A 19,738-nucleotide genomic window follows, 5' to 3' on the forward strand; every position below is an offset into this window, starting at 1 on the left:
GAGCGGTACACGGAGTTCTGAGAGCGGGGCACGCGGGCAGCCCGCGGCGTCGCGTGCGGGAGACATCCGGCTCCCCCACCGTGATGATCATGCAGCTACGCGCGTCATCCGTTATGTGAATTTGACATGGCGGGCATCCCATCCGGGGTCCACATGATGGGAAACTGCGTCGTGATCTCGATACGGACACGAACTGTCCGTATCGATCTTTTGCGTCGAACTCTCTTTCGTGCACGGTCCCATCCCGGTCGGCTCATCCGCTTCCCCATGGAGGACCCTCGATGACTGCACTCCCGGCGCGCCGCCGTACGCTCGCGGCCGGTGCCGTGCTGGTGGCCGGAGCGCTCCTGCTCACCGCTTGCGGCGACGACGACGGCGGCGCGAAGGCCACCAAGTGGACCGAGGCCGACCCCGCCCTCACCGCGAAGCTGCCCCAGGCGTTCCAGGACAGCAAGGTGCTCAACATCGGCTCCGAAGTCGCGTACCCGCCCATCGAGTTCAAGGACAAGGACGGCAAGACGTTCATCGGGTTCGACATCGACCTCGCGAACGCGATAGGCCAGAAACTCGGCGTGAAGGTCAAGATCCAGGACATGCAGTTCGGCCAGCTCATCACGTCGATCGACACCAAGCGCATCGACCTGATCATGTCCGCGATGAGCGACACCAAGGACCGCCAGAACGGCATGGACGAGGGCAACAAGGTCGGCGAGGGCATCGACTTCGTCGACTACTTCAACGCGGGCGGCTCGATCCTGGTGCAGAAGGGCAACCCGCAGAACATCAAGTCCCTCGACGACCTGTGCGGCAAGGTCGTCGCGCTGCAAAAGGCGACGACGCACGAGGAGACGGCCAACAAGCAGAGCGCCAAGTGCACTTCCGAGGGCAAGCCGGCCATCACCCTCCAGACGTACGAGCACGACAACGAGGCGCTGCTGCGCATCAAACAGGGCGCGGCGGCGGCCGACATCAGCGACTTCCCGGTGGCCGCATACGCCGTGCAGACCTCGCCGAAGGACTTCGAGGTGACCGGCGACCAGATCGAGCCCGGCCCGTACGGCATCGGCGTCGGCAAGTTCAACAGCCAGCTCCGGGACGCGGTCAAGGACGCCTTGGCGGCGCTGATCGCGGACGGCACGTACCAGAAGATCCTCGACAAGTGGAACATCGGGCAGGGCAAGGTCACCGAGGCCACGGTCAACGGCGGCTCCTGAACCGTCCGCCGAACCGCCCGCGACCGGAAAGGTCCCGCCCAGGTGCCTGCCTCCCCCGACAAGGAGCCGGCCGAGCCCGTACCGGCCGGCTCCGGGCCCGTGCCGATCAAGGCGATCCCCGTACGGCACTACGGCCGCTGGCTCGGCGCGGCCGTCGCCGTCGCGCTGCTCGCGCTGCTGGTCAGGGCGTTCGCCGGCGCGAACATCAACTGGGACACCGTCAACACCTACCTGACCCACGACACCATCCTCGAAGGCGCCGCCAACACGCTGCTGATCAGCGTGGTGTCGATGCTGCTCGGACTGGTGCTCGGCGTGCTGCTCGCGATCATGCGGCTGTCCGACAACCCGGTGCTGCGCTCGGTCTCGTGGTTCTACATCTGGGTCTTCCGGGGCACCCCGGTCCTGGTCCAGCTCATGATCTGGTTCCAACTCGCCCTCATCTTCCCGACGTTCAACGTCGGCTTCTACAGCGAGCCGATGAAGACGTTCATGACGCCGTTCCTCGCGGCGCTGCTGGGGCTCGGGCTCAATGAGGCCGCCTACATGGCGGAGATCGTCCGCGCAGGCATCCTGTCGGTCGACGAGGGGCAGACCGAGGCGTCGCACGCGCTGGGCATGAGCAAGGCCAAGACGATGCGGCGGGTCGTGCTGCCCCAGGCCATGCGGGTGATCATCCCGCCGACCGGCAACGAGTACATCAACCTGCTGAAGACGTCGTCGCTGGCCTCGGCGGTGCAGTACAACGAAGTGCTCAAGCGCGCCAACGACATCTCGTCCAGCAATCTGCAATACGTGGAACTGCTGTTCGTCGCGGCGTTCTGGTACCTCGTGCTGACGAGCATCTTCAGCATCGGCCAGTTCTACCTGGAACGCCATTACGCGAAGGGCTCGTTGCGCAGCCTGCCCGACACGCCGATCCAGAAGGTCAAGCGCATGGTGTTCACGCTGCGCCGCCCGGAGGTGCCCCGGTCATGACGTCCGCCGCCACGCAGCCGATGGTCCTCGCCGAGGACGTGCACAAGTCGTTCGGCGCGGTCGAGGTCCTCAAGGGCATCGACCTCCAGGTGCGGCCGCGGGAGGTCTTCTGCATCGTCGGGCCGTCGGGGTCCGGCAAGTCGACGTTCCTGCGCTGCATCAACCATCTGGAGAAGATCAACGCCGGGCGCCTGTGGGTCGACGGCCACCTGGTCGGCTACCGGCAGAAGGGCGACAGGCTCTACGAGCTGAAGGACTCCGAAGTCGCCTTGCAGCGCCGGGACATCGGCATGGTGTTCCAGCGCTTCAACCTGTTCCCGCACATGACGGCGCTCGGCAACGTCATGGAGGCGCCCGTGCGGGTGCGGCGCGAGCCGCGGGCCGCGGCGCGGGAGCGCGCGTTGAAGCTGCTGGACCGGGTCGGCCTGGCGAACAAGGTCGACACGTACCCGGCCCAGCTGTCCGGCGGGCAGCAGCAGCGCGTCGCCATCGCGCGGGCGCTCGCGATGGAACCGAAGTTGATGCTGTTCGACGAGCCGACCTCGGCGCTCGACCCGGAGCTGGTCGGCGAGGTGCTGGACGTGATGCGCGGGCTCGCCGAGGACGGCATGACGATGATCGTGGTGACGCACGAGATGGGCTTCGCGCGCGAGGTCGGCGACGCGCTGGTGTTCATGGACGACGGCGTGGTCGTCGAATCCGGGCACCCGCGCGAGGTGCTGGCGAATCCGCGGCACGACCGGACGAAGGCTTTCCTGTCGAAGGTGCTCTAGCGGTAGGTGACCGGTGTGTGGGGCGTCCCGTGCGGGGCGTCCAGAACCGGGGCGCCCCACACGCGTGTCCGGGCCGCCGCGTCACGCGTACGCGATGTCGTGCTTGCCGCGGTCCTTCGCGGCGAAGGCCAGCAGGCGCCGCGCCTCCTCCTCGATGGCGCCGCGCTGCGCCTTGAGGGCGTTCTTCGGCTCGGGGCCGGAGGAGATGAGCAGCGTGGCAGTGTCCTTCGTACGCTCGATGCGCCACGCGGCACGGCCGAATCCGTCGACCAGCAGGCCGCCCCAGAGCATGTTGCCCTGGTCCATGCCCCACTGCTGCCACTCCCTGGTGACCACGCGGGAGCGGTCGTCGTGGGAGAGGTAGATGTTGTCGAAGTCGGCGAGGAAGCGTACCGGCGCGGGGGTTTCGGGGTCGGGGCGCGGAGCGTCCGGCAGGTCGAACAGCTCGCGGCCGTTCTCGTCGCGGAAGACGGCCAGTTGCGGGCGGAGGCGTTCCAGGACCTCCTTGAGGCGGGTGAGCCCGCACCACACCTGCACGTCCTTGACCGACATCGGGCCGAGGGCGGCGATGCAGCGCAGCACCATGGCGTCGACCGACGGCTCGGCGTCCACGGGGCGACCGAGCCAGTGCTCCAGCGTGGTGTGCGCGACGGGGCCGCTGCGCCCCCACAGCCCCCGTGGGGGCACCTGCACGAGCGGGGCCCAGGTGCGCAGCGCGGCGGACAGCGCGGAGGGCTGCGCGTCCGGCCAGCGAGTCCCCAGGTGGGCCCCGACCTCGGCGAAGGTACGCGGCTGCTCCTCGATGAACGCGCGTCCCGTCGCGGTGAGTTCGTCGCGGTCCGCGCCCGCGGTGAGCCGCGAGTGCGAGGACTTGTACATCCGCTCCATCACCGGGAGCAGCAGCGGGCGCCAAGCCAGGGCGTCGTCGGCGGTGACGGTGTGGATGGTCGAGCGCATGAGCGCGATGCGCACGACCCGGCGGTCCGTCATGAGCCCGGCCAGTTCCTCGGGATCGAAGTCGGCGATGCGCGTCCACAGCGTGAAGTAGGACGAGGCGGGGTGCTGGGCCTGGAGTCCGGCGAGGTGGCGGACCATGTCGAGCGCGGGCATGCGTACGCGCTCCAGCAGGTGCTGCCGCGCCAGGGTGGCGCGGTTGAGCTCGCGGAGGCCGAGGGTGCGCGTGGCGGCGTTCGTCATGCGCCGACTCTACGAGCGAATCAGGAACGGGACGGTCCGCTGCGTCGTGCTTCCGGTGGTTCCACGCCTCTTACTTGACCGCGCCCGCCATCACCCCCTGCACGAAGTAGCGCTGGAAGGAGAAGAACACCAGCAGCGGGACGATCAGCGACAGGAAGGCCCCCGGCGCCAGCACCTCGATGTTCGCGCCGAAAGCGCGGGACTGCGACTGGAGCGCGACGGTGAGCGGCGCGGAGTCGGTGTCCGCGTAGATCAGCGCGATGAGCATGTCGTTCCAGACCCACAGGAACTGGAAGATGCCCAGCGAGGCGATCGCGGGGAGGCCGAGCGGCAGGATGACCCGGAAGAAGATCGTCAGGTCGGTGCCGCCGTCCATGCGGGCGGCCTCCAGCAGGTCCTTCGGGATGCCGGCGAAGTAGTTGCGCAGCAGGAACACCGCGAACGGCAGACCGAAGGCGACGTGGAAGAGGACGACGCCGAGGATCGTGCCGAAGAGGTTCGTCTCGCCGTACAGCTTGGAGATCGGGATCAGCGCCACCTGCACGGGCACCACGAGCAGTCCGACGACGACCAGGAACAGCCAGTCGCGACCCGGGAATTCGAGCCAGGCGAAGGCGTACGCGGCGAGCGCGCCGATGATGATCACCAGCAGCGTGCTCGGCACGGTGATCCAGATCGTGTTGAAGAACGCCCGCATCATGTCGTCGTTCGACAGCAGCTTGTCGTAGTTCGACCAGGTGATCTGCCCGGGCTCCGAGAAGACCTTCCACCACCCGGACGTCCCGGTCTCCTCGGACGGCCGCAGCGACGACATCAGCAGGCCGAACGTCGGCATCAGCCAGAACAGCGCGATCAGCACCAGCCCGACCGCGACCGCGCCCCCGCCGGTCCGCGCCACGATCCGCGACGCGAGGTTTCGTCGGATCCCCCCGCCCGGCTCCGGGGCCGCCTCGCGCTTCCGCCCGGTTCCGACCTCCGCGGCGGTCGCCGTGCCGATGCCGGCCGGGACTTCCTCGGCCCCCGTGGTCATCGGTTCTCCCTTCGGAAGCGGCGGATGTTGAAGAGCATCGCGGGCAGCACCAGGAGGAACAGGACGATGCCGATTGCGCTGCCGAGGCCCTGGTTGTTGCCGCCCCCGAAGGAGGCCAGGTACATCTGGAGCGCGAGGACGTTGGCCTCTTTCTGCGACGAGCCGAGCGAGATGATGTAGACGAGGTCGAAGACCTTCAGGACGTTGATGACGAGCGTCACCATCACCACCACGAGCACCGGCGCCAGCAACGGGACGGTGACACGGCGGAACACCTGCCATTCGGTGGCGCCGTCGACGCGGGCCGCCTCCAGGGCGTCGCGCGGGATCGCGGCGAGACCCGCGGCGATGAGGACCATGGCGAAGCCGGCCCACATCCAGACGTAGGCGCCGATGATGGCCGGGGTGATGAGGTTCGGGCCGAGCCAGTCGTACCCGGCGAAGGACTCCGCGAAGTTGGACTCGGCAAGGCGCAGGCGCACCGGGCCGTCCGCGGTGGCCTTTTCGGGCAGCGTGAAGCTGCCGTCGGCGCGGGTGGTCGCGGAGCCGACCGTACGGCCGTCCCGGACCGCCTCGACGCGCACGCCGGGCAGGCCGCGTTCGCCGGGGTCGACCTGGCCCGGTTCACCGACGTTGCCGCGGCTGAAGTCGAGCCACACGACGCCGGAGAGGCCGGGGCCGGCGGACGGCGGCGCGGCGGGTGCGGGGCGCGCGTCCGACGGCACCTTGTCGTCCGGCAGGGCGACCAGCGGCAGCAGCACCGGCGCGCCCGGGCCGCTCGCCCCGGCGGTGATGAAGCCGCCGCCGTCGGCGTCGAAGCCGCTGTTGGGGCGTGGGCGGGCGCCCGGGTAGGGGGCGCCGTCCGAGAACGCGTCGTGCACGGTCACCAGCGCCGCGTTGGCCACGCCCTTGTCGGAGTCGCGGTCGTAGACGAGCCGGAAGATGATGCCGGCCGCGAGCATCGACACGGCCATCGGCATGAAGACGATCAGTTTGAACGCGGTCGCGAACCGCACGCGCTCGGTCAGCACCGCGAAGACCAGGCCGAACGCGGTGACCACTGCGGGCACCACGAGCACCCAGATCAGGTTGTTCTTCAGCGCGGTGAACGTGTCGTCGTCGGTGAACAGGTCCTGGTAGTTGTCGAGCCCCGCGAAGTCCGACCATCCGTCGGCGCCGAAGAGGCTGCGTACGAGCGTCCAGACGATCGGATAGGCGACCAGCACCGCGAGCACCAGCAGCGCGGGGAGCAGGAACAGCCAGCCCAGCAGCCGCCCGGTGCCGAGGCCGCGGGGTTCGTCCCCTGCGGCCTCGGCCGGCTTGCGCGGCGGCGGCTGGTCGGTGCGGGTCGGGTCAGTCGTGTCGTCCGCCATGTCCGCCATGACCCCCCGTCGGTGTCAGGTGCCGTACGCCTTGGCCGCGCTCGCCTCCAACTTGGCCTGCGCACCCGCGACATCGGACGGGTTGCGCAGGAAGTCCTGGAGGTCGCGCCACATGCCCTCGCCCTTCGTACCGCCGAACGCGGACGGCGTCTGGTCGGACAGGTCGAAGCGGAAGTCGTCGCCGGCCTCGATCAGGTTCCGGGCGATCTCGCGGGTCACGTCGTCGCGGTACGCCGCGAAGTCGAGGTTCTTGTTCGGCGACAGGTAGCCGCCCTGCTCCGCCCACACCTTGGCGGCGTCCGGCGAGGCGAGGTAGTTGAGCAGCGCCATCGCGCCCGGGCTGTCCTTCATCGCCACCGCGACGTCGCCGCCGCTGACCACCGGCGCCTTGCCGGGCGAGACGGCCGGGAACGCGAAGAACTTCGCGTCGGTGCCGATCTCGGCCTTGGTGTCCTTGATGATGTTGGTGCCGACGAAGTCGGCGCCGGGCAGCATGCCGGCCTTCGGCGGGTCACCGAACACCTGCGGGACGGACGCGGGGAACTCGGTCTGGAGCGCGCCGCCGGTACCGCCCGGGAACCACGCGCTCTGGCCCCACACCTTCGCGAGGGTCTCCAGCGCGGCCTTGACGGACGGGTCGGTCCACGGGATCTGGTGCTGCGCGAGCTTGTCGTACATCTCGGGGCCGGCCTGACTCAGGTAGACGTTCTCGAACCAGTCGGTGAGCACCCAGCCGTCGGCGCCGCCGGTCGCGAAGGGCGGGGTGCCGGAGTCGGAGACCAGGCCCGCGGTCTTGACCAGGTCGTCCCAGGTCGCGGGCTCGGTGGCCCCGGCGTTGTCGAGGACCGCGGCGTTGTACCAGACCAGGGACTTGTTGGCGCCCTTGTAGTAGACGCCGTAGAGCTGGTTCTCGTACGACCCGAGCTTCTGCCACTGCGGCGCGAAGTTCGCCTGCACGGACTGCTGCACCTCGGGCGCGACCGGCTTGATCCAGCCCTTCTGCGCGAACTCCTTGAGCACGCCCGGCTGGGCGAGGAACGCGACGTCCGGCGGCGCGTTGCCCTCGACGCGCTGGCCGAGGAAGGTCGCGGCGCTGTCGCCGGTCGGGATGAACTCGGTCCTCGCGCCGGTGCGCCGCTCGAAATCAGCCAACACCTTCATGAACGCGGCCTGTTCGTCGCCGGTCCACACCGCGGCGACGCTCACCGTCTGGCCGGCCAGGGACTGCCCGGCCGGGGGTTTGGTGCCGTCGTCCTTGTCGTCGTCGTCACCGCACGCGGCGAGTCCCAGCGTCAGCAGCGACGCCGCCGCCAGCGCGCCCACGATCCGCCTCACGTTTCCTCCCTCACGGAAAGACCCGTCGCCGGGTCGAAGAAGTGCATGCGATCGGTGGCCACCCGCAGCATCGCGGTGTCGCCCTCACGGACCCGGGTGCGCGGCCCGAAACGGGCGACCAGCTCCGAGTGCGCGGTCTCGGGGTCGGGCACCTGGTCCTCGGCGCCGACGTCCTCGGCCAGTTCCTGGACGTCGGCGGTCACGGCGGGCGGGGCGGCGAGGCGTACGTGCACGTGCACCTCGGAGCCCATCGACTCGACCAGGTCGGTCTCGGCGCGCAGGAGGGTCCCGTCGGGCGCGGGCGCGTCGTCCTCGGCCGCGTCGAACAGGTCCTCGGGGCGGATGCCGACGATCACGCGGCGACCCGCGTGCACACGCAACGCGGGGCGTTCGGCGAGGAGTTGGGGCGGTACGGCGAGGCGCTGGTCGCCCAGGCGGACGGTCATGCCGCCGTCGGGTGCGCTGCCGCCCCCACTGCCGCCTCCGCCGTCGCCCCCGCTGCCGCCCGCGCCTTTGGCGCTCTCCGGGGTGCGCTCCAATTCGCCGCTGAAGAGGTTCATCGCGGGCGAGCCGATGAAGCCGGCGACGAAGAGGTTCACCGGCCGGTCGTACAACTCCTGCGGCGGAGCCACCTGTTGCAGAACGCCCTTGCGCATCACGGCGACCCGGTCGCCGAGGGTCATCGCCTCGACCTGGTCGTGCGTCACATACAGCGTGGTGACCCCGAGTTCACGGGTGAGGCGGGCGATCTGGGCGCGCATCTGGACGCGGAGCTTGGCGTCCAGATTCGACAGCGGCTCGTCCATCAGGAACGCCTGCGGCTCGCGGACGATCGCACGGCCCATCGCGACGCGCTGGCGCTGCCCGCCGGAAAGCTGCCGGGGCTTGCGGCCCAAGTGCTCCTCCAGACCTAGCGTGCGGGCGGCCTCCTCGACGCGCTTGCGGATCTCGGGCTTGGGCAACTTGCGGAGCCGGAGCCCGAATCCGATGTTGTCGCGGACGTTCAGGTGCGGGTACAGCGCGTAGCTTTGGAAGACCATCGCGACGTCGCGGTCGCGCGACGGCACCCGGTTGACGACGCGCTCGCCGATGCGGATGGTGCCCTCGCTGATGTCCTCCAGCCCCGCGACCATGCGCAGCGCGGTGGTCTTGCCGCAGCCGGACGGACCGACGAGGACCAGGAACTCGCCGTGTGCAACTGCCAGATCGAGCGAATCGACGGCTCTGGTGCCGTCCGGATAGATCTTTCCGACCCCGTTCAAAACCACGTCAGCCACAGCACCCCCAGGGGTGGCACGATCGCCTGCCGATCTCCCGTTGCTACGCCTCGTAGCGCGAAGGTCACAACCCCCCGGGTGGGGACCGACGCCCATTCGTAATCTTCGGAGCACGGTGCGTGATCACTTTTGCTACGCGCGTCGCGCTGTGTAGGCGTTATGCGCAATTTGGCTGACCTGGTTGCGAATTCCGGACGCGTGTGCGGGTCGGCGCGCGGCGGCGATTCGCGGCGGTCGCGGTCGGCGCGCGGGGCAATGCGCGGCAGTCGCGGTCGGCGCGAGCGGGGGCAGCGCGCGGTCGGCGCGGTCGGCGCGAGCCGGGGCAACGCGCGGTCGGCGCGCGGGGCGATCAGTCGCGACGTGGGTCGGCGTACGCGTGCCTCAGGAACACGCGGCGGGCTCCTCCGCCACCACGGCGCCGTAGTACTCGATCTTGTAGTCGAGGACGAGCAGGCAGGACGTCAGATCGGTGATGCGGGCGCGGACCTCCTCGCGGTGGTCCACCAGGATCTGGTGGCGCTCGGCGAGGGTGCGGTCGCCCTCGCGGGCGAGCTCCGCGTACCGGATCATGTCCGCCACGGACATACCGGTCGCCCGCAGCTTGCCGACGAACTCCAGGAAGCCGAGGTCGCGTTCGCTGTACCGGCGCTTGCCGGCCCGCCCGCCTCCGGCGTGGGACGTCTCGCGGCCGACGTGCGGCATGAGGCCGATCCGCTCGTACCAGCGCAGCGTGTGCGCGCTCAGGCCGGTCCGGGCCGCGACCTCGCTGATCGTGTAGCTGGTCGTGCCGCCGACCTCGGACTCGTCGAGGTCGCGCGGCTCGCTCACGTCGTGGACGGCGGTCGACTGGGCCGACGGCATGGCGCGCCTCCTGGAGCTGGGGTACGGCCGTCCTCGTGCGGCGGCCGCGACGACGACGCTACGGACTTCGAGCGCACTCTAGGCAAGAGTGCCGCGCACGTCACCCCAGCCCCTCCCGCGCCGGTCCGCACCGCTCACTCCGCCGGTTCGAGCCGCCGGAACTCGATCCCGGCACGGCGCAGACGCCCGATCAGCGCGTCCCCCATCGCCACCGCGGTCGTCACCTGCCCCGAGGTCTTCGGGAGTTGGTCGAACGCCAGGCTCAGCGCCGCCTCCGCGAGCATCTTCGCCGTCTCGTCGTACCCCGGATCGCCGCCGCGGACCTCGGTGACGATCCGCTCGCCGCCGCCTTCCGCGATGAAGCGCACGCTGAACCACGCCTTGGCGCGCCGGTCCGCGGCGGGGCCCTCGCCCGGCGCGAGACGGGCCTGCAACGCGCGCCGCACCGGGGGCACCTGGGCGAGCAGCACCAGCGACCCGACCCCGGCGGCACCGGCGACGGCCACGGGCAGGCGGCGCACGGACGCATAGTGCGTGTACGAGAAGTCCGGACCGTACGACTCCAGCGCGCGTCCCGAGCGCGCGACGATCTGTGGATCGATCGTCGGCAGCGGCACCAGCCAGTCCCCGGTCGCCTTGTCGCGCCGTGGCTTCCCCTCGACGGCCCGCGCCCGGCGCCCGTGCGGGCCCTTGTCCACGCGGCGGCGGGCGTGCGCGGCGTCACGGGCGGACCGCAGCCGCGAAAACGCGGTCAGCGCGGAGGCGAACGTCCCGCCGGAGACCGCCCCGCCGGCCCGCACGCGCCCCTCCACGCGCACCGGAACGCCGTGCGGCAGCAGACCCATCGTGAACAGCACGCCGAGATCGTGCGGCACCGAATCGAACCCGCAGGCGTGCACGAGGCGTGCGCCGGTGCGGACCGCGGTGCCGTGGTGGGCGACGTACATCCGGTCCACGAACTCCGGCTCCCCCGTCAGATCGAGGTAGTCCGTCCCGGCCTCCGCACACGCCGCGACGACCGGCTCCCCGTACTCGATGTACGGCCCGACCGTCGTGGCCAACACCCGCGTGCTCCCGGCCAACGCCCGCAACGACGCCGCGTCCGCGGTGTCCGCCGTCAACAACTCCAACTCCGCACACGCCGGATTGACCGCCGCCAACCGCTCCCGCACCGCCCGCAACTTCTCCGGACTCCGCCCCGCGATCGCCCACCGACAGGCCGCCGGAGCATTCCGCGCCAAGTACTCCGCCGTCAACCCCCCGGTAAACCCCGTAGCCCCCAGCAACACCACGTCAAACGCCCGATCCAACGAAGGCATCTCCCCCACGCCCCCAGAACTCCCAGACCCCATACCACTCCTCTCCTCAGCACCCCCCAAACGCCAAACCCCACCCCAACGTTCCCACCAGCCAACGAGCGCCCCCACCCAACAACCCCACGCCACGCCGCACCACAACACAAGTCGCCGAGCCCCCAGCAGCGAGCCGCGGACGGCGGGGGCGGACGGCGAGCGGCGGGGACGGACCGCAAACGGGGAGCGGCAGGCGGCGGGGGCGGACGGCGAGCGGCTGGCGGTGGGGGCGCACCGCGGACGGCGGGCGGCGGGCGGCGGGCGGCCAGCGGTGGGCGGTGGGCGGCGAGCGGCGGGGGCGGACCGCAGACGGCCAGCGGCGGGCGGCGAGCGGCGGGCGGCGGGGGCGGACCGCAGACGGCCAGCGGCGGGCGGCGAGCGGCGGGCGGTGGGCGGTGGGCGGCGAGCGGCGGGGGCGGACCGCAGACGGCCAGCAGCCAGCAGCGAGCGGCGAGCGGCCCTCGCACGCGATGAATCCCACGGCCCTCCCACCCACGCGCTTGCGGCGACGACGCAGCACACGCCCGTCGCTCTACACGGCGCGCTTCGCCCCGGCCACACGGCCCAGTCGGCGGAACAGTCATGCGTGGGGCAAGACCGGTCCGGGGGCCCGGTGTTGAGGTTCGCCTTCGACCACACACTGGGCGCGACGCCGCACACCAACCACCAACGCTCCCTCGGCACACGCCCCGCTCGGCGGGCACGCGGCAACGAGCAGTGGGCAGGGCGGCATGTCAGGGCGGTGGCGGGTGAGCGTCACGTTGGCGAGCAACTGGGCGGCGGGGAGCCGGTGTTCCGGGCCGAGGGATTGCGCGCGGTGGATGCGCTGGTCCGTTCCGGGCGTCGGCTTCGGGTCAGCGGAGGGCGGAGTGCATTTCCCAGAGGAGGAGTTCTGTGTTGGTGGTGGCGGTGAGGCGTAGGGGGGTGGGGGCGGTCAGGCGGACGGCGTCGCCCTCGGCCAGGGGGCCGGCGTCTTCGAGGGTGGCGGAGCCTTGGGCCAGGAAGAGGTGGAGATAAGGGGCGGAGGGGAGGGTGAGGGTGTCGCCGGGGGTGAGGCGGGCGGCGTGGAGGGTCGCGTCCTTCTGGTGGATGCGGATGGCGGAGTCGTGGGCCGGGTTGCCGGAGGCGACGGGGACGAGGGTGCCTGGCGTGAGGTCGGCCGAGACGTCGCGTTGTTCGTAGCCGGGGGTGATCCCGGTCTCGTCGGGAAGGACCCACATCTGGACGAAACGCACCGGCTCGGGGGTGGCCGCGGCGTGGATGTCGTTCTTCTCGGAGTGCAGGATGCCGCGGCCGGCGCTCATGCGCTGGGCGAGGCCCGGGTGGATGACGCCGTTGTGGCCCTCGGAGTCCTGGTGCACGAGGGAGCCGGAGAGCACCCAGGTGACGATCTCCATGTCGCGGTGAGGGTGGGTGTCGAAGCCCGTCCCCGGGGCGACGATGTCGTCGTTGCTGACGAGGAGGAGGCCGAAGTGGGTGTTGGCCGGGTCGTAGTGGCGGCTGAAGGAGAAGCTGTGGTGCGAGTCCAGCCAGCCCGCCTCGGTGTGGAAGCGGTCGGCGGCACGGCGTACGTCGTACGTGGTCATCGGGCGTTCCTCGGCTCGGCGCGGGGCGGGTCGCGCGGGGTGGTCCTCCCCGCAACCGTACGGCGCGGGGTCGGTTGGTATCGTCCTGAATCCGGCGGAACCGTTCCGCCGAGACGCTGTGCGCAGCGAAGTCCGGTGTGATCCCGGCGCTGTCCCGCAACTGCAATGCCCCCGCCGACCTGTGCGTCCGGGGGACGAGCCAGGTCGCCTCGCCTGCGTCGACGACATCTGCCCTCGTAGGAAGGGCGAGCCGTCCACGGGTCCTGCGTCCCCCTCCCCGTGGTGCACGCGGGAGAAATCCATGAAGCTCACCACGCTGCTGCGGCCCGCCGCGGCAGTCGTCCTGGGCGCGCTGGTGCTGACCGGCTGCGGCGACGACGACAAGGACGAGAAGGACGACCAGGGCGCCGCGCCGAGCGGTGCGCAGTCGGCCCCGGCGTCCGCCGGCCAGGTGCCCGCCGACGCGCCCAAGAAGATCGTGTCACTCGCACCGACCGCGACCGAGATGCTGTACGCGATAGGCGCCGGCAAGCAGGTCGTCGCGGTGGACGCGCTGTCGAACTTCCCGGCCGACACCCCCAAGACCGACCTGTCCGGCTTCAAGCCGAACGCCGAGGCGGTCACCAAGTACACCCCCGACCTGGTGGTCATCTCCGACGACATCGACGGCATCAAGCAGAAGCTGGAGTCCGTCAAGATCAAGGTCGTCGAGGTCCCGGCCGCCAAGACGTTCGAGGAGATGTACGCGCAGTTCAACACCCTCGGCACGGCCACCGGCCACACCGCCGAGGCCGCCGCGGTCACGGACAAGATGAAGAAGGACATCGCCGACGTCGTCGCGAAGACGAAGAAGCCGACGAAGCCGCTGACCTACTTCCACGAGCTGGACAACACCGGCTTCAGCTCGACCTCGAAGACGTTCATCGGCGAGGTCTACTCGCTGTTCGGCCTCCAGAACATCGCGGACGCCGCCGACAAGGACGGCTCCGGCTACCCGCAGGTCTCCAGCGAGCACATCGTGCAGTCCAACCCCGACCTGATCTTCCTGGCCGACGTCAAGTGCTGCCAGCAGGACCTGGCGTCGGTGTCGAAGCGTCCGGGCTGGGACAAGGTCAAGGCGGTGCAGACCGGCAACGTCGTGGCACTCGACGACGACATCGCCTCGCGCTGGGGTCCGCGGGTGGTCGACCTGGTCACGACCGTCGGCGCGGCGGTCGAGAAGGCCGGCGCGAACGCGTGATCCGCACGCTCGCGGTCCGGCGCCGACCGGTGGGAGAGGGCCGCGCGTACCTCGCGTACGCGGTCGGCTCGCTCGCGCTGGTCGGCGCCGTCGTCGCGGGCCTGCTGGTGGGCGCCGCGGACCTGCCGGTGCGCGGCGTCCTGCTCGCCCTGGTCGACGAACTGCCGCTGGTGGACGTCGACCACGGACTCAGTCCCGTGCAGCACTCGGTGCTGATGGAGATCCGCATGCCACGGGTGCTCGGCGCGGTCGTGGTGGGCTCGCTGCTCGCCGTGGCCGGCGCCGGCTACCAGGGGGTCTTCCGCAACCCCATGGCCGACCCGTACCTGCTCGGCGCGGCGGCCGGAGCCGGTGTCGGGGCGACCCTCGTGATCGGCTACTCGGACGTCGAGTCGGTGGTCGGCGTCGGCGTGATCCCGCTCGCGGCGTTCGCCGGCGCGATCGGCGGCGTGCTGATGGCGTACGCCCTCGGCTCGACCGCCGGGCGCGCCGACGGCACGGTCACCCTGGTGCTCGCGGGCGTCGCGGTGTCGGCGTTCCTGTCGTCGGTGCAGACGTTCGTGATGCAGGCCAAGGTCGACGAACTGCGCCGCATTTACTCGTGGATCCTCGGCAGCCTGGCCACGATCGGCTGGAAGGAACTCGGGCTCGTGCTGCCGTACGCGGCGGCCAGCACGTTCATCCTGCTGCTGCACGGCCGGCTGCTGGACGTCATGACGGTCGGCGACGAGGAGGCCGGCGTGCTCGGGGTCAACGCCGCCCGGGTGCGCTTCGTCGTGCTCTTCGCGGCGTCCCTCGCCACCGCCACCGCGGTGGCGATCAGCGGCCTCATCGGATTCCTCGGCATCGTGATCCCGCACATGGTGCGGCGGCTGGTCGGCGGCAGCTACCGCCGCATTCTGCCGCTGTCGGTGCTGACCGGCGGCGCGTTCCTGGTGGTCGCCGACATCGTCGCGCGCACCGCGACCGCGCCCGGCGAGCTGCCGATCGGGGTCGTGACGGCGTTCATCGGCGCGCCGTTCTTCGTGGTCGTGCTGCGCGCCACGCGGCGGGTGGACCTGTGACCGGCATCGAGGTCGCGGCGCTGGAGGTGACGCGCGACCGGCGGCGCATCCTGCACGGCATCGACGCGCGGGTGGACGCGGGCGGCTGGCTCGCGGTGATCGGCCCGAACGGCGCGGGGAAGTCGACGCTGCTCAAGGCGGTCGCCGGCCTGCTGCCGTACTCCGGCGACGTGCGCGTGGACGGCGTCCGGCTGCGCGACCTGCCGCCGCGCAAACTCGCCCGCACTCTCGCCTACACGCCGCAGAACCCGGTGGTGCCGCAGCAGATGTCGGTGCGCGAGTACGTGCTGCTCGGCCGCACCCCGCACCTCGGCTACCTCGCGGTGCCCGGTCGCCGCGACCGGGCGGTGGCCGACGGCGTCATCGAACGCCTCGACCTCACCGAGTTCGCCCACCGCGAGGTCGGCCGGCTGTCCGGCGGCGAGCGCCAACGGGTGGTATTGGCAAGGGCGCTGGCCCAGCAGGCCCCGGTGCTGCTGCTCGACGAGCCCACCACCGCCCTCGACCTCGGCCACCAGCAGCAGGTGCTGGAACTGGTCGACCTGCTGCGCCGCGACGACGGTCTGACGGTCGTCACGACCCTGCACGACCTCGGGCTCGCCGCGCAGTACGCCGAACGCATGCTCCTGCTCGTCGAGGGCGGTGCCGCCGCCGCGGGCACGGCCGCGGAGGTCCTGACCGCGGAGAGCATCGCCGAGCACTACCAGGCGCACGTCGAGGTGGTGGCGGGACGGGACGGTCGGCCGCAGGTGCACCTGCTGCGCCCGCGCCCCCACGCGCCCGGCGCCCGCGGAACCGCAACGGCCGCTCCCGGCAAGGCAGATGCGGCAGGCCCGGCAGGTGTCCAGAATGCGCCGGGCACCGCGGGCGCACGCACCACCGACAGCTCCGAAGGCGGCCCCACCGGTAGCTCGACAGACAGTTCCACCGGCAGCTCTACGGACAGCCCCACAGGCAGCCGCACCGGCAGCCCCACCGAAAGGGCCCGACCATGACCGACGTGCGCGAGGAGGACGCGGACATGGACGCGGCGGTCGGCACCGGCCCCGAACTGGTCCGCCACGGCGGCCTGCCCGCACTCCTCTGGCGCGCCGGACCCGGCTGGCGGATGGTGTCGAGCGCCATCCTCGGCGGCGGTCTGGGCCCGCGCGCGTGGGTGCTGAACATGCAGGTGCCGCCCGGGTATTCGCGCATGGACCCGGTCGCGCACCTGGCCGAGGCGGCGGCCGCGGAAGACCTCGCCGCGCACGACGGCGTAGGCCTGATGACGGCCGCGGACGTGGCGGCGTTCACGACCGGCGAGGACCACGGCGTACGCGCATGGGTCACGACCGGCATAGGCATCCCGGCCTGGGCCGCCGCCCCCGAACCGGCAGCGCAGCCAAGCGACTTGCCCGGTCCCGCACCGGACCGCGACGCGCCCCCGAACGCCGCGTACCCTCCCCCGGGCACCATCAACACCATCGTCGTGATCCCTGTCCCCCTCACCGACGCCGCCCTGGTCAACGCCGTGGCGACGGCCACCGAGGCCAAGGTCCAGGCTCTGGTCGAGAACGGGTACGCATGCACCGGCACGCCCTCCGACGCCGTCTGCGTCGCCGCCCGCACGCCGCGCCCGGGCGAGGTGCCCGAACTGTTCGGCGGACCCCGCTCGCTCTGGGGCTCGCGCCTCGCCCGCGCCGTGCACGCGGCGGTCGCGCAGGGCGCCCGGGACGACCGCGTCCGGCGCGACCGTGTGCGCCCCGGTCCTCCGGAGGGTTCATCATGGTCCCCGTGACCTCCCGATCTTCCGGCTCCGACGCCGCCAGGCGCGCCGCGACCGTACGCCGCCTGGAGAAGTCCGCCGGCACCCTCGCCGGCGCGGCCGCGGCGCGGATGGACGAGACGCTGCCGTGGTACCGGAACATGCCGGCCGACAACCGCTCGTGGATCGGCCTGGTCGCGCAGGCCGGGATCGCCGCGTTCACCGAGTGGTTCCGGCATCCGGAGGCGCCGTACGCGGTCAGCGCGGACGTTTTCGGCACCGCGCCGCGCGAGCTGACCCGGGCCATCACGCTGCCCCAGACGGTCGAGCTGGTCCGCGTCACCATCGAGGTCGTCGAGGCCCGCATCGAGGAGCTGGCCGCCCCCGGCTACGCCCAGGTGCTGCGCGAGGCGCTGCTGCTCTACTCCCGCGAGATCGCGTTCGCCACCGCGCAGGTCTACGCGCACGCCGCCGAGGCCCGCGGCGCGTGGGACGCCCGCCTTGAGGCCCTGGTGGTGCACTCGCTGCTGCGCGGGGAGGCCGACGAGGGGATCCTGTCGCGGGCCGCGGCCCTGGGCTGGGGCTCGCCGGAGTCCGTGATGGTGGTGGTCGGCAACGCACCGGACGCCGACACGCAGGCCGTCGTGGACAGCATCCACCGCGCGTCCCGGCACGCCCGGCTGAACGTCCTCACCGGCGTCCAGGGCGACCGCCTCGTCGTCATCCTCGGCGGCGCCGAGGACCCGCTGCGCGCCACCCGCACGCTGATCGGCCAGTTCGGCCCCGGCCCCGTCGTGGTGGGCCCGAGCGTCCCGGACCTGCTGGCCGCTGTAAGGTCGGCGCAGTCCGCGACCGCCGGGCACCGGGCGTGCGCCGCGTGGCCGGACGCCCCCCGCCCGGTCCTCGCCGACGACCTGCTGCCCGAACGCGCGCTCGCCGGAGACGAGGAAGCACGGCGGCAGCTGGTGGAGGAGATCTACATACCGCTGCATGCGGCGGGGTCCGCTTTGCTGGAGACGCTGTCGGTGTACCTGGAGCAGGCGTCCTCGCTCGAAGGGGCCGCGCGGATGCTCTTCGTGCACCCCAATACCGTTCGTTACCGGCTGCGACGCGTCATGGACGTCACCGGCCTCGTTCCGACGGAGGCCCGTTCCGCTTTCACACTCCAGGTGTCGCTGATTCTCGGACGCCTGGCCGCGGCGGAAGGCGCTTTGTAGGGACCGCACAAAACCGTCTTCTGATCTTCGTCGGCGGCAATACGGGGTCTCGACCCCTTGATAGCGAGAGGGTTGATACGTGCTCGTACTCGTCGCGCCCGGACAGGGTGCCCAGACTCCCGGTTTTCTCACGCCCTGGCTCGACCTGCCCGGGGTGGCCGACCGCCTCACCTGGTGGTCCGCCGTCACCGGCCTCGACCTGATCCACTACGGAACCAAGGCCGACGCCGAGGCGATCCGCGACACGGCGGTGGCGCAGCCGCTGCTCGTCGCGTCCGGTCTGGTGGCCGCACTGGCGCTGTTCCCGCACCCCTCCGACGCGTACCGCGTGGTCGGCGGCGCGGCCGGGCACAGCGTCGGCGAGCTGACGGCCGCGGCCGGCACCGGAGTGATCAGCGCCGAGTCGGCGATGGTCCTGGTCCGCGAGCGCGGCAAGGCGATGGCCGCGGCGGCCGCGGTGACCGAGACGGGCATGTCCGCGGTCCTCGGCGGCGACGCCGAGCAGGTGGTCGCCAAGATCGCCGAGCACGGACTCACCCCGGCCAACATGAACGGCGCCGGACAGATCGTGGCGGCCGGCACGCTGCCGCAGCTCGCGGCGTTCGCGGCCGACCCGCCGGAGAAGGCGCGGGTACGCCCGCTCGCGGTGGCCGGCGCGTTCCACACGCACCACATGGCCCCCGCGGTCGACCGGCTCGCCGAGCTGGTCCCCGGCGTCACCGTGCGGGACCCGCGCACGCCGTACATCTCCAACACCGACGGCGCGGTGCTGCACGACGGCCGCGAGATCGTGCGGCGCCTGGTCAGCCAGGTGTCGAACCCGGTGCGCTGGGACCTGTGCATGGAGACCATGCGGGACCTGGGCGTCACCGCGGTCATCGAGGTGCCCCCGGCCGGCACCCTGACCGGGCTCGCCAAGCGCGCGCTGCCCGGCGTCGAGACGCTGGCCCTCAAGACCCCGGACGACCTCGAAGCGGCGCGCGTCCTCGTGGAGAAGCACGGGACGCCGAGCACGCTCCACCCGCAGGGATCGGTGTGATCCGCGTGGCCGTTCGCGCCGGGAACCGCGCCGGGATTCACCCGAGGATTCGCGCAGGGATTCGCACAGGGACCAGCATCGTCGACCGGGAGGCCGCAGCGTGACCGCATCCATCCGTCCCGCCGTCGGGGCACCGCACGCCCGCATCCTGGGCGTCGGCGGCTACCGTCCGGTTCGGGTCGTGCCCAACTCCGAACTGATCGAACGCATCGACTCGTCCGACGAGTGGATCCAGTCGCGCTCCGGCATCAGGACGCGCCGCTGGGCCAACGACGAGGAGACCGTCGCAGAGATGTCGATCGCGGCGGCCGGCAAGGCCCTCGCGCACGCGGGCGTCTCGGCGGAGCAGGTCGGGTGCGTCATCGTGTCGACGGTCACCCACCTCAAGCAGACCCCGGCGATCGCCACGGAGATCGCGTACCGCCTCGGCGCGGGCGGGGGGGGGGGGG

General features: G+C 71.5%; 17 protein-coding genes and 1 pseudogene. 10 read left to right on the plus strand and 8 right to left on the minus strand.

Features of this window, described 5'->3' with window-relative positions; genetic code table 11:
• Nucleotides 1–281 precede the first annotated feature (281 nt).
• The 3 genes from ACRX5S_RS12455 to ACRX5S_RS12465 are packed head-to-tail and all read left to right on the plus strand — an operon-like array spanning nt 282 to nt 2,965.
• Complete coding sequence (locus ACRX5S_RS12455; protein ID WP_436772945.1) at nt 282–1,214, plus strand: ABC transporter substrate-binding protein; 933 nt, start codon at nt 282–284, stop codon at nt 1,212–1,214.
• 42 nt (nt 1,215–1,256) lie between these two features.
• Nucleotides 1,257–2,192: an amino acid ABC transporter permease gene (locus ACRX5S_RS12460; protein ID WP_436772946.1), complete on the plus strand. Its 936-nt coding sequence runs from the start codon at nt 1,257–1,259 to the stop codon at nt 2,190–2,192.
• Nucleotides 2,189–2,965 carry an amino acid ABC transporter ATP-binding protein gene (locus tag ACRX5S_RS12465; protein WP_436772947.1) on the plus strand — a complete coding sequence of 259 codons (777 nt, stop codon included), beginning with the start codon at nt 2,189–2,191 and terminating at the stop codon, nt 2,963–2,965. Before ACRX5S_RS12460 ends, ACRX5S_RS12465 begins: the two co-directional genes overlap by 4 nt.
• Nucleotides 2,966–3,046: 81 nt before the next feature.
• Here the strand turns inward: ACRX5S_RS12465 and ACRX5S_RS12470 are convergent, their stop codons facing one another.
• The 8 genes from ACRX5S_RS12470 to ACRX5S_RS12505 all read right to left on the minus strand — a co-directional run bounded on the left by ACRX5S_RS12470 (nt 3,047) and on the right by ACRX5S_RS12505 (nt 12,985).
• The gene (locus tag ACRX5S_RS12470; protein ID WP_436772948.1) at nt 3,047–4,162 is read right to left on the minus strand and encodes a winged helix DNA-binding domain-containing protein; all 1,116 of its coding nucleotides are present in this window, start codon (nt 4,160–4,162) and stop codon (nt 3,047–3,049) included.
• A 70-nt stretch (nt 4,163–4,232) separates the two neighbouring features.
• On the minus strand, nt 4,233–5,192 hold the full coding sequence (locus tag ACRX5S_RS12475) for a carbohydrate ABC transporter permease (protein WP_436772949.1): 960 nt from the start codon (nt 5,190–5,192) through the stop codon (nt 4,233–4,235).
• Nucleotides 5,189–6,565 carry a carbohydrate ABC transporter permease gene (locus ACRX5S_RS12480; RefSeq protein WP_436772950.1) on the minus strand — a complete coding sequence of 459 codons (1,377 nt, stop codon included), beginning with the start codon at nt 6,563–6,565 and terminating at the stop codon, nt 5,189–5,191. The genes ACRX5S_RS12475 and ACRX5S_RS12480 overlap by 4 nt, the downstream gene beginning before the upstream one ends.
• 24 nt (nt 6,566–6,589) lie before the next feature.
• Nucleotides 6,590–7,909, minus strand: coding sequence for an ABC transporter substrate-binding protein (locus ACRX5S_RS12485; RefSeq protein ID WP_436772951.1), 1,320 nt, complete (start codon nt 7,907–7,909; stop codon nt 6,590–6,592).
• Nucleotides 7,906–9,186: an ABC transporter ATP-binding protein gene (locus ACRX5S_RS12490; RefSeq protein ID WP_436772952.1), complete on the minus strand. Its 1,281-nt coding sequence runs from the start codon at nt 9,184–9,186 to the stop codon at nt 7,906–7,908. Before ACRX5S_RS12490 ends, ACRX5S_RS12485 begins: the two co-directional genes overlap by 4 nt.
• 381 nt (nt 9,187–9,567) lie before the next feature.
• Nucleotides 9,568–10,047 (minus strand): MerR family transcriptional regulator, encoded by a 480-nt coding sequence (locus ACRX5S_RS12495; protein WP_436772953.1) that lies wholly within the window; start codon nt 10,045–10,047, stop codon nt 9,568–9,570.
• 134 nt (nt 10,048–10,181) lie between these two features.
• Nucleotides 10,182–11,366 carry a saccharopine dehydrogenase family protein gene (locus ACRX5S_RS12500; protein ID WP_436772954.1) on the minus strand — a complete coding sequence of 395 codons (1,185 nt, stop codon included), beginning with the start codon at nt 11,364–11,366 and terminating at the stop codon, nt 10,182–10,184.
• 887 nt (nt 11,367–12,253) lie between these two features.
• Entirely contained in the window at nt 12,254–12,985 is a 732-nt protein-coding gene (locus ACRX5S_RS12505; protein WP_436772955.1) for a pirin family protein, read from the minus strand.
• 301 nt (nt 12,986–13,286) lie between these two features.
• Here ACRX5S_RS12505 and ACRX5S_RS12510 point away from each other — a divergent pair, with 301 nt between their 5' ends.
• The 7 genes and pseudogenes from ACRX5S_RS12510 to ACRX5S_RS12540 all read left to right on the plus strand — a co-directional run.
• Nucleotides 13,287–14,225 carry an ABC transporter substrate-binding protein gene (locus ACRX5S_RS12510; protein WP_436772956.1) on the plus strand — a complete coding sequence of 313 codons (939 nt, stop codon included), beginning with the start codon at nt 13,287–13,289 and terminating at the stop codon, nt 14,223–14,225.
• Nucleotides 14,222–15,289 (plus strand): FecCD family ABC transporter permease, encoded by a 1,068-nt coding sequence (locus ACRX5S_RS12515; protein ID WP_436772957.1) that lies wholly within the window; start codon nt 14,222–14,224, stop codon nt 15,287–15,289. The genes ACRX5S_RS12510 and ACRX5S_RS12515 overlap by 4 nt, the downstream gene beginning before the upstream one ends.
• Nucleotides 15,286–16,284 (plus strand): ABC transporter ATP-binding protein, encoded by a 999-nt coding sequence (locus tag ACRX5S_RS12520; protein WP_436772958.1) that lies wholly within the window; start codon nt 15,286–15,288, stop codon nt 16,282–16,284. Before ACRX5S_RS12515 ends, ACRX5S_RS12520 begins: the two co-directional genes overlap by 4 nt.
• Before the next feature lie 26 nt (nt 16,285–16,310).
• Nucleotides 16,311–17,066, plus strand: coding sequence for an adenosylcobinamide amidohydrolase (locus tag ACRX5S_RS12525; protein ID WP_436773204.1), 756 nt, complete (start codon nt 16,311–16,313; stop codon nt 17,064–17,066).
• A complete protein-coding gene (locus ACRX5S_RS12530; protein ID WP_436772959.1) occupies nt 17,063–18,250 on the plus strand; it encodes a PucR family transcriptional regulator in 1,188 nt (395 codons plus the stop codon). Before ACRX5S_RS12525 ends, ACRX5S_RS12530 begins: the two co-directional genes overlap by 4 nt.
• Nucleotides 18,251–18,329: 79 nt before the next feature.
• Nucleotides 18,330–19,289 (plus strand): ACP S-malonyltransferase, encoded by a 960-nt coding sequence (locus tag ACRX5S_RS12535; RefSeq protein ID WP_436772960.1) that lies wholly within the window; start codon nt 18,330–18,332, stop codon nt 19,287–19,289.
• 100 nt (nt 19,290–19,389) lie between these two features.
• Nucleotides 19,390–19,738 (plus strand): annotated as a pseudogene (locus tag ACRX5S_RS12540) (3-oxoacyl-ACP synthase); the annotation flags it as partial.

Source organism: Yinghuangia sp. YIM S09857 (assembly GCF_051388915.1).
GTDB lineage: Bacteria > Actinomycetota > Actinomycetes > Streptomycetales > Streptomycetaceae > Yinghuangia.

Bases quoted from the DNA above. Each gene is read 5' to 3' on its own strand.
- ACRX5S_RS12455 (WP_436772945.1), top strand. From the start codon at position 282: ATGACTGCACTCCCGGCGCGCCGCCGTACGCTCGCGGCCGGTGCCGTG.
- ACRX5S_RS12465 (WP_436772947.1), top strand. From the start codon at position 2,189: ATGACGTCCGCCGCCACGCAGCCGATGGTCCTCGCCGAGGACGTGCAC.
- ACRX5S_RS12470 (WP_436772948.1), bottom strand. From the start codon at position 4,162: ATGACGAACGCCGCCACGCGCACCCTCGGCCTCCGCGAGCTCAACCGC.
- ACRX5S_RS12475 (WP_436772949.1), bottom strand. From the start codon at position 5,192: ATGACCACGGGGGCCGAGGAAGTCCCGGCCGGCATCGGCACGGCGACC.
- ACRX5S_RS12480 (WP_436772950.1), bottom strand. From the start codon at position 6,565: ATGGCGGACGACACGACTGACCCGACCCGCACCGACCAGCCGCCGCCG.
- ACRX5S_RS12495 (WP_436772953.1), bottom strand. From the start codon at position 10,047: ATGCCGTCGGCCCAGTCGACCGCCGTCCACGACGTGAGCGAGCCGCGC.
- ACRX5S_RS12500 (WP_436772954.1), bottom strand. From the start codon at position 11,366: ATGCCTTCGTTGGATCGGGCGTTTGACGTGGTGTTGCTGGGGGCTACG.
- ACRX5S_RS12505 (WP_436772955.1), bottom strand. From the start codon at position 12,985: ATGACCACGTACGACGTACGCCGTGCCGCCGACCGCTTCCACACCGAG.
- ACRX5S_RS12510 (WP_436772956.1), top strand. From the start codon at position 13,287: ATGAAGCTCACCACGCTGCTGCGGCCCGCCGCGGCAGTCGTCCTGGGC.
- ACRX5S_RS12525 (WP_436773204.1), top strand. From the start codon at position 16,311: ATGGACGCGGCGGTCGGCACCGGCCCCGAACTGGTCCGCCACGGCGGC.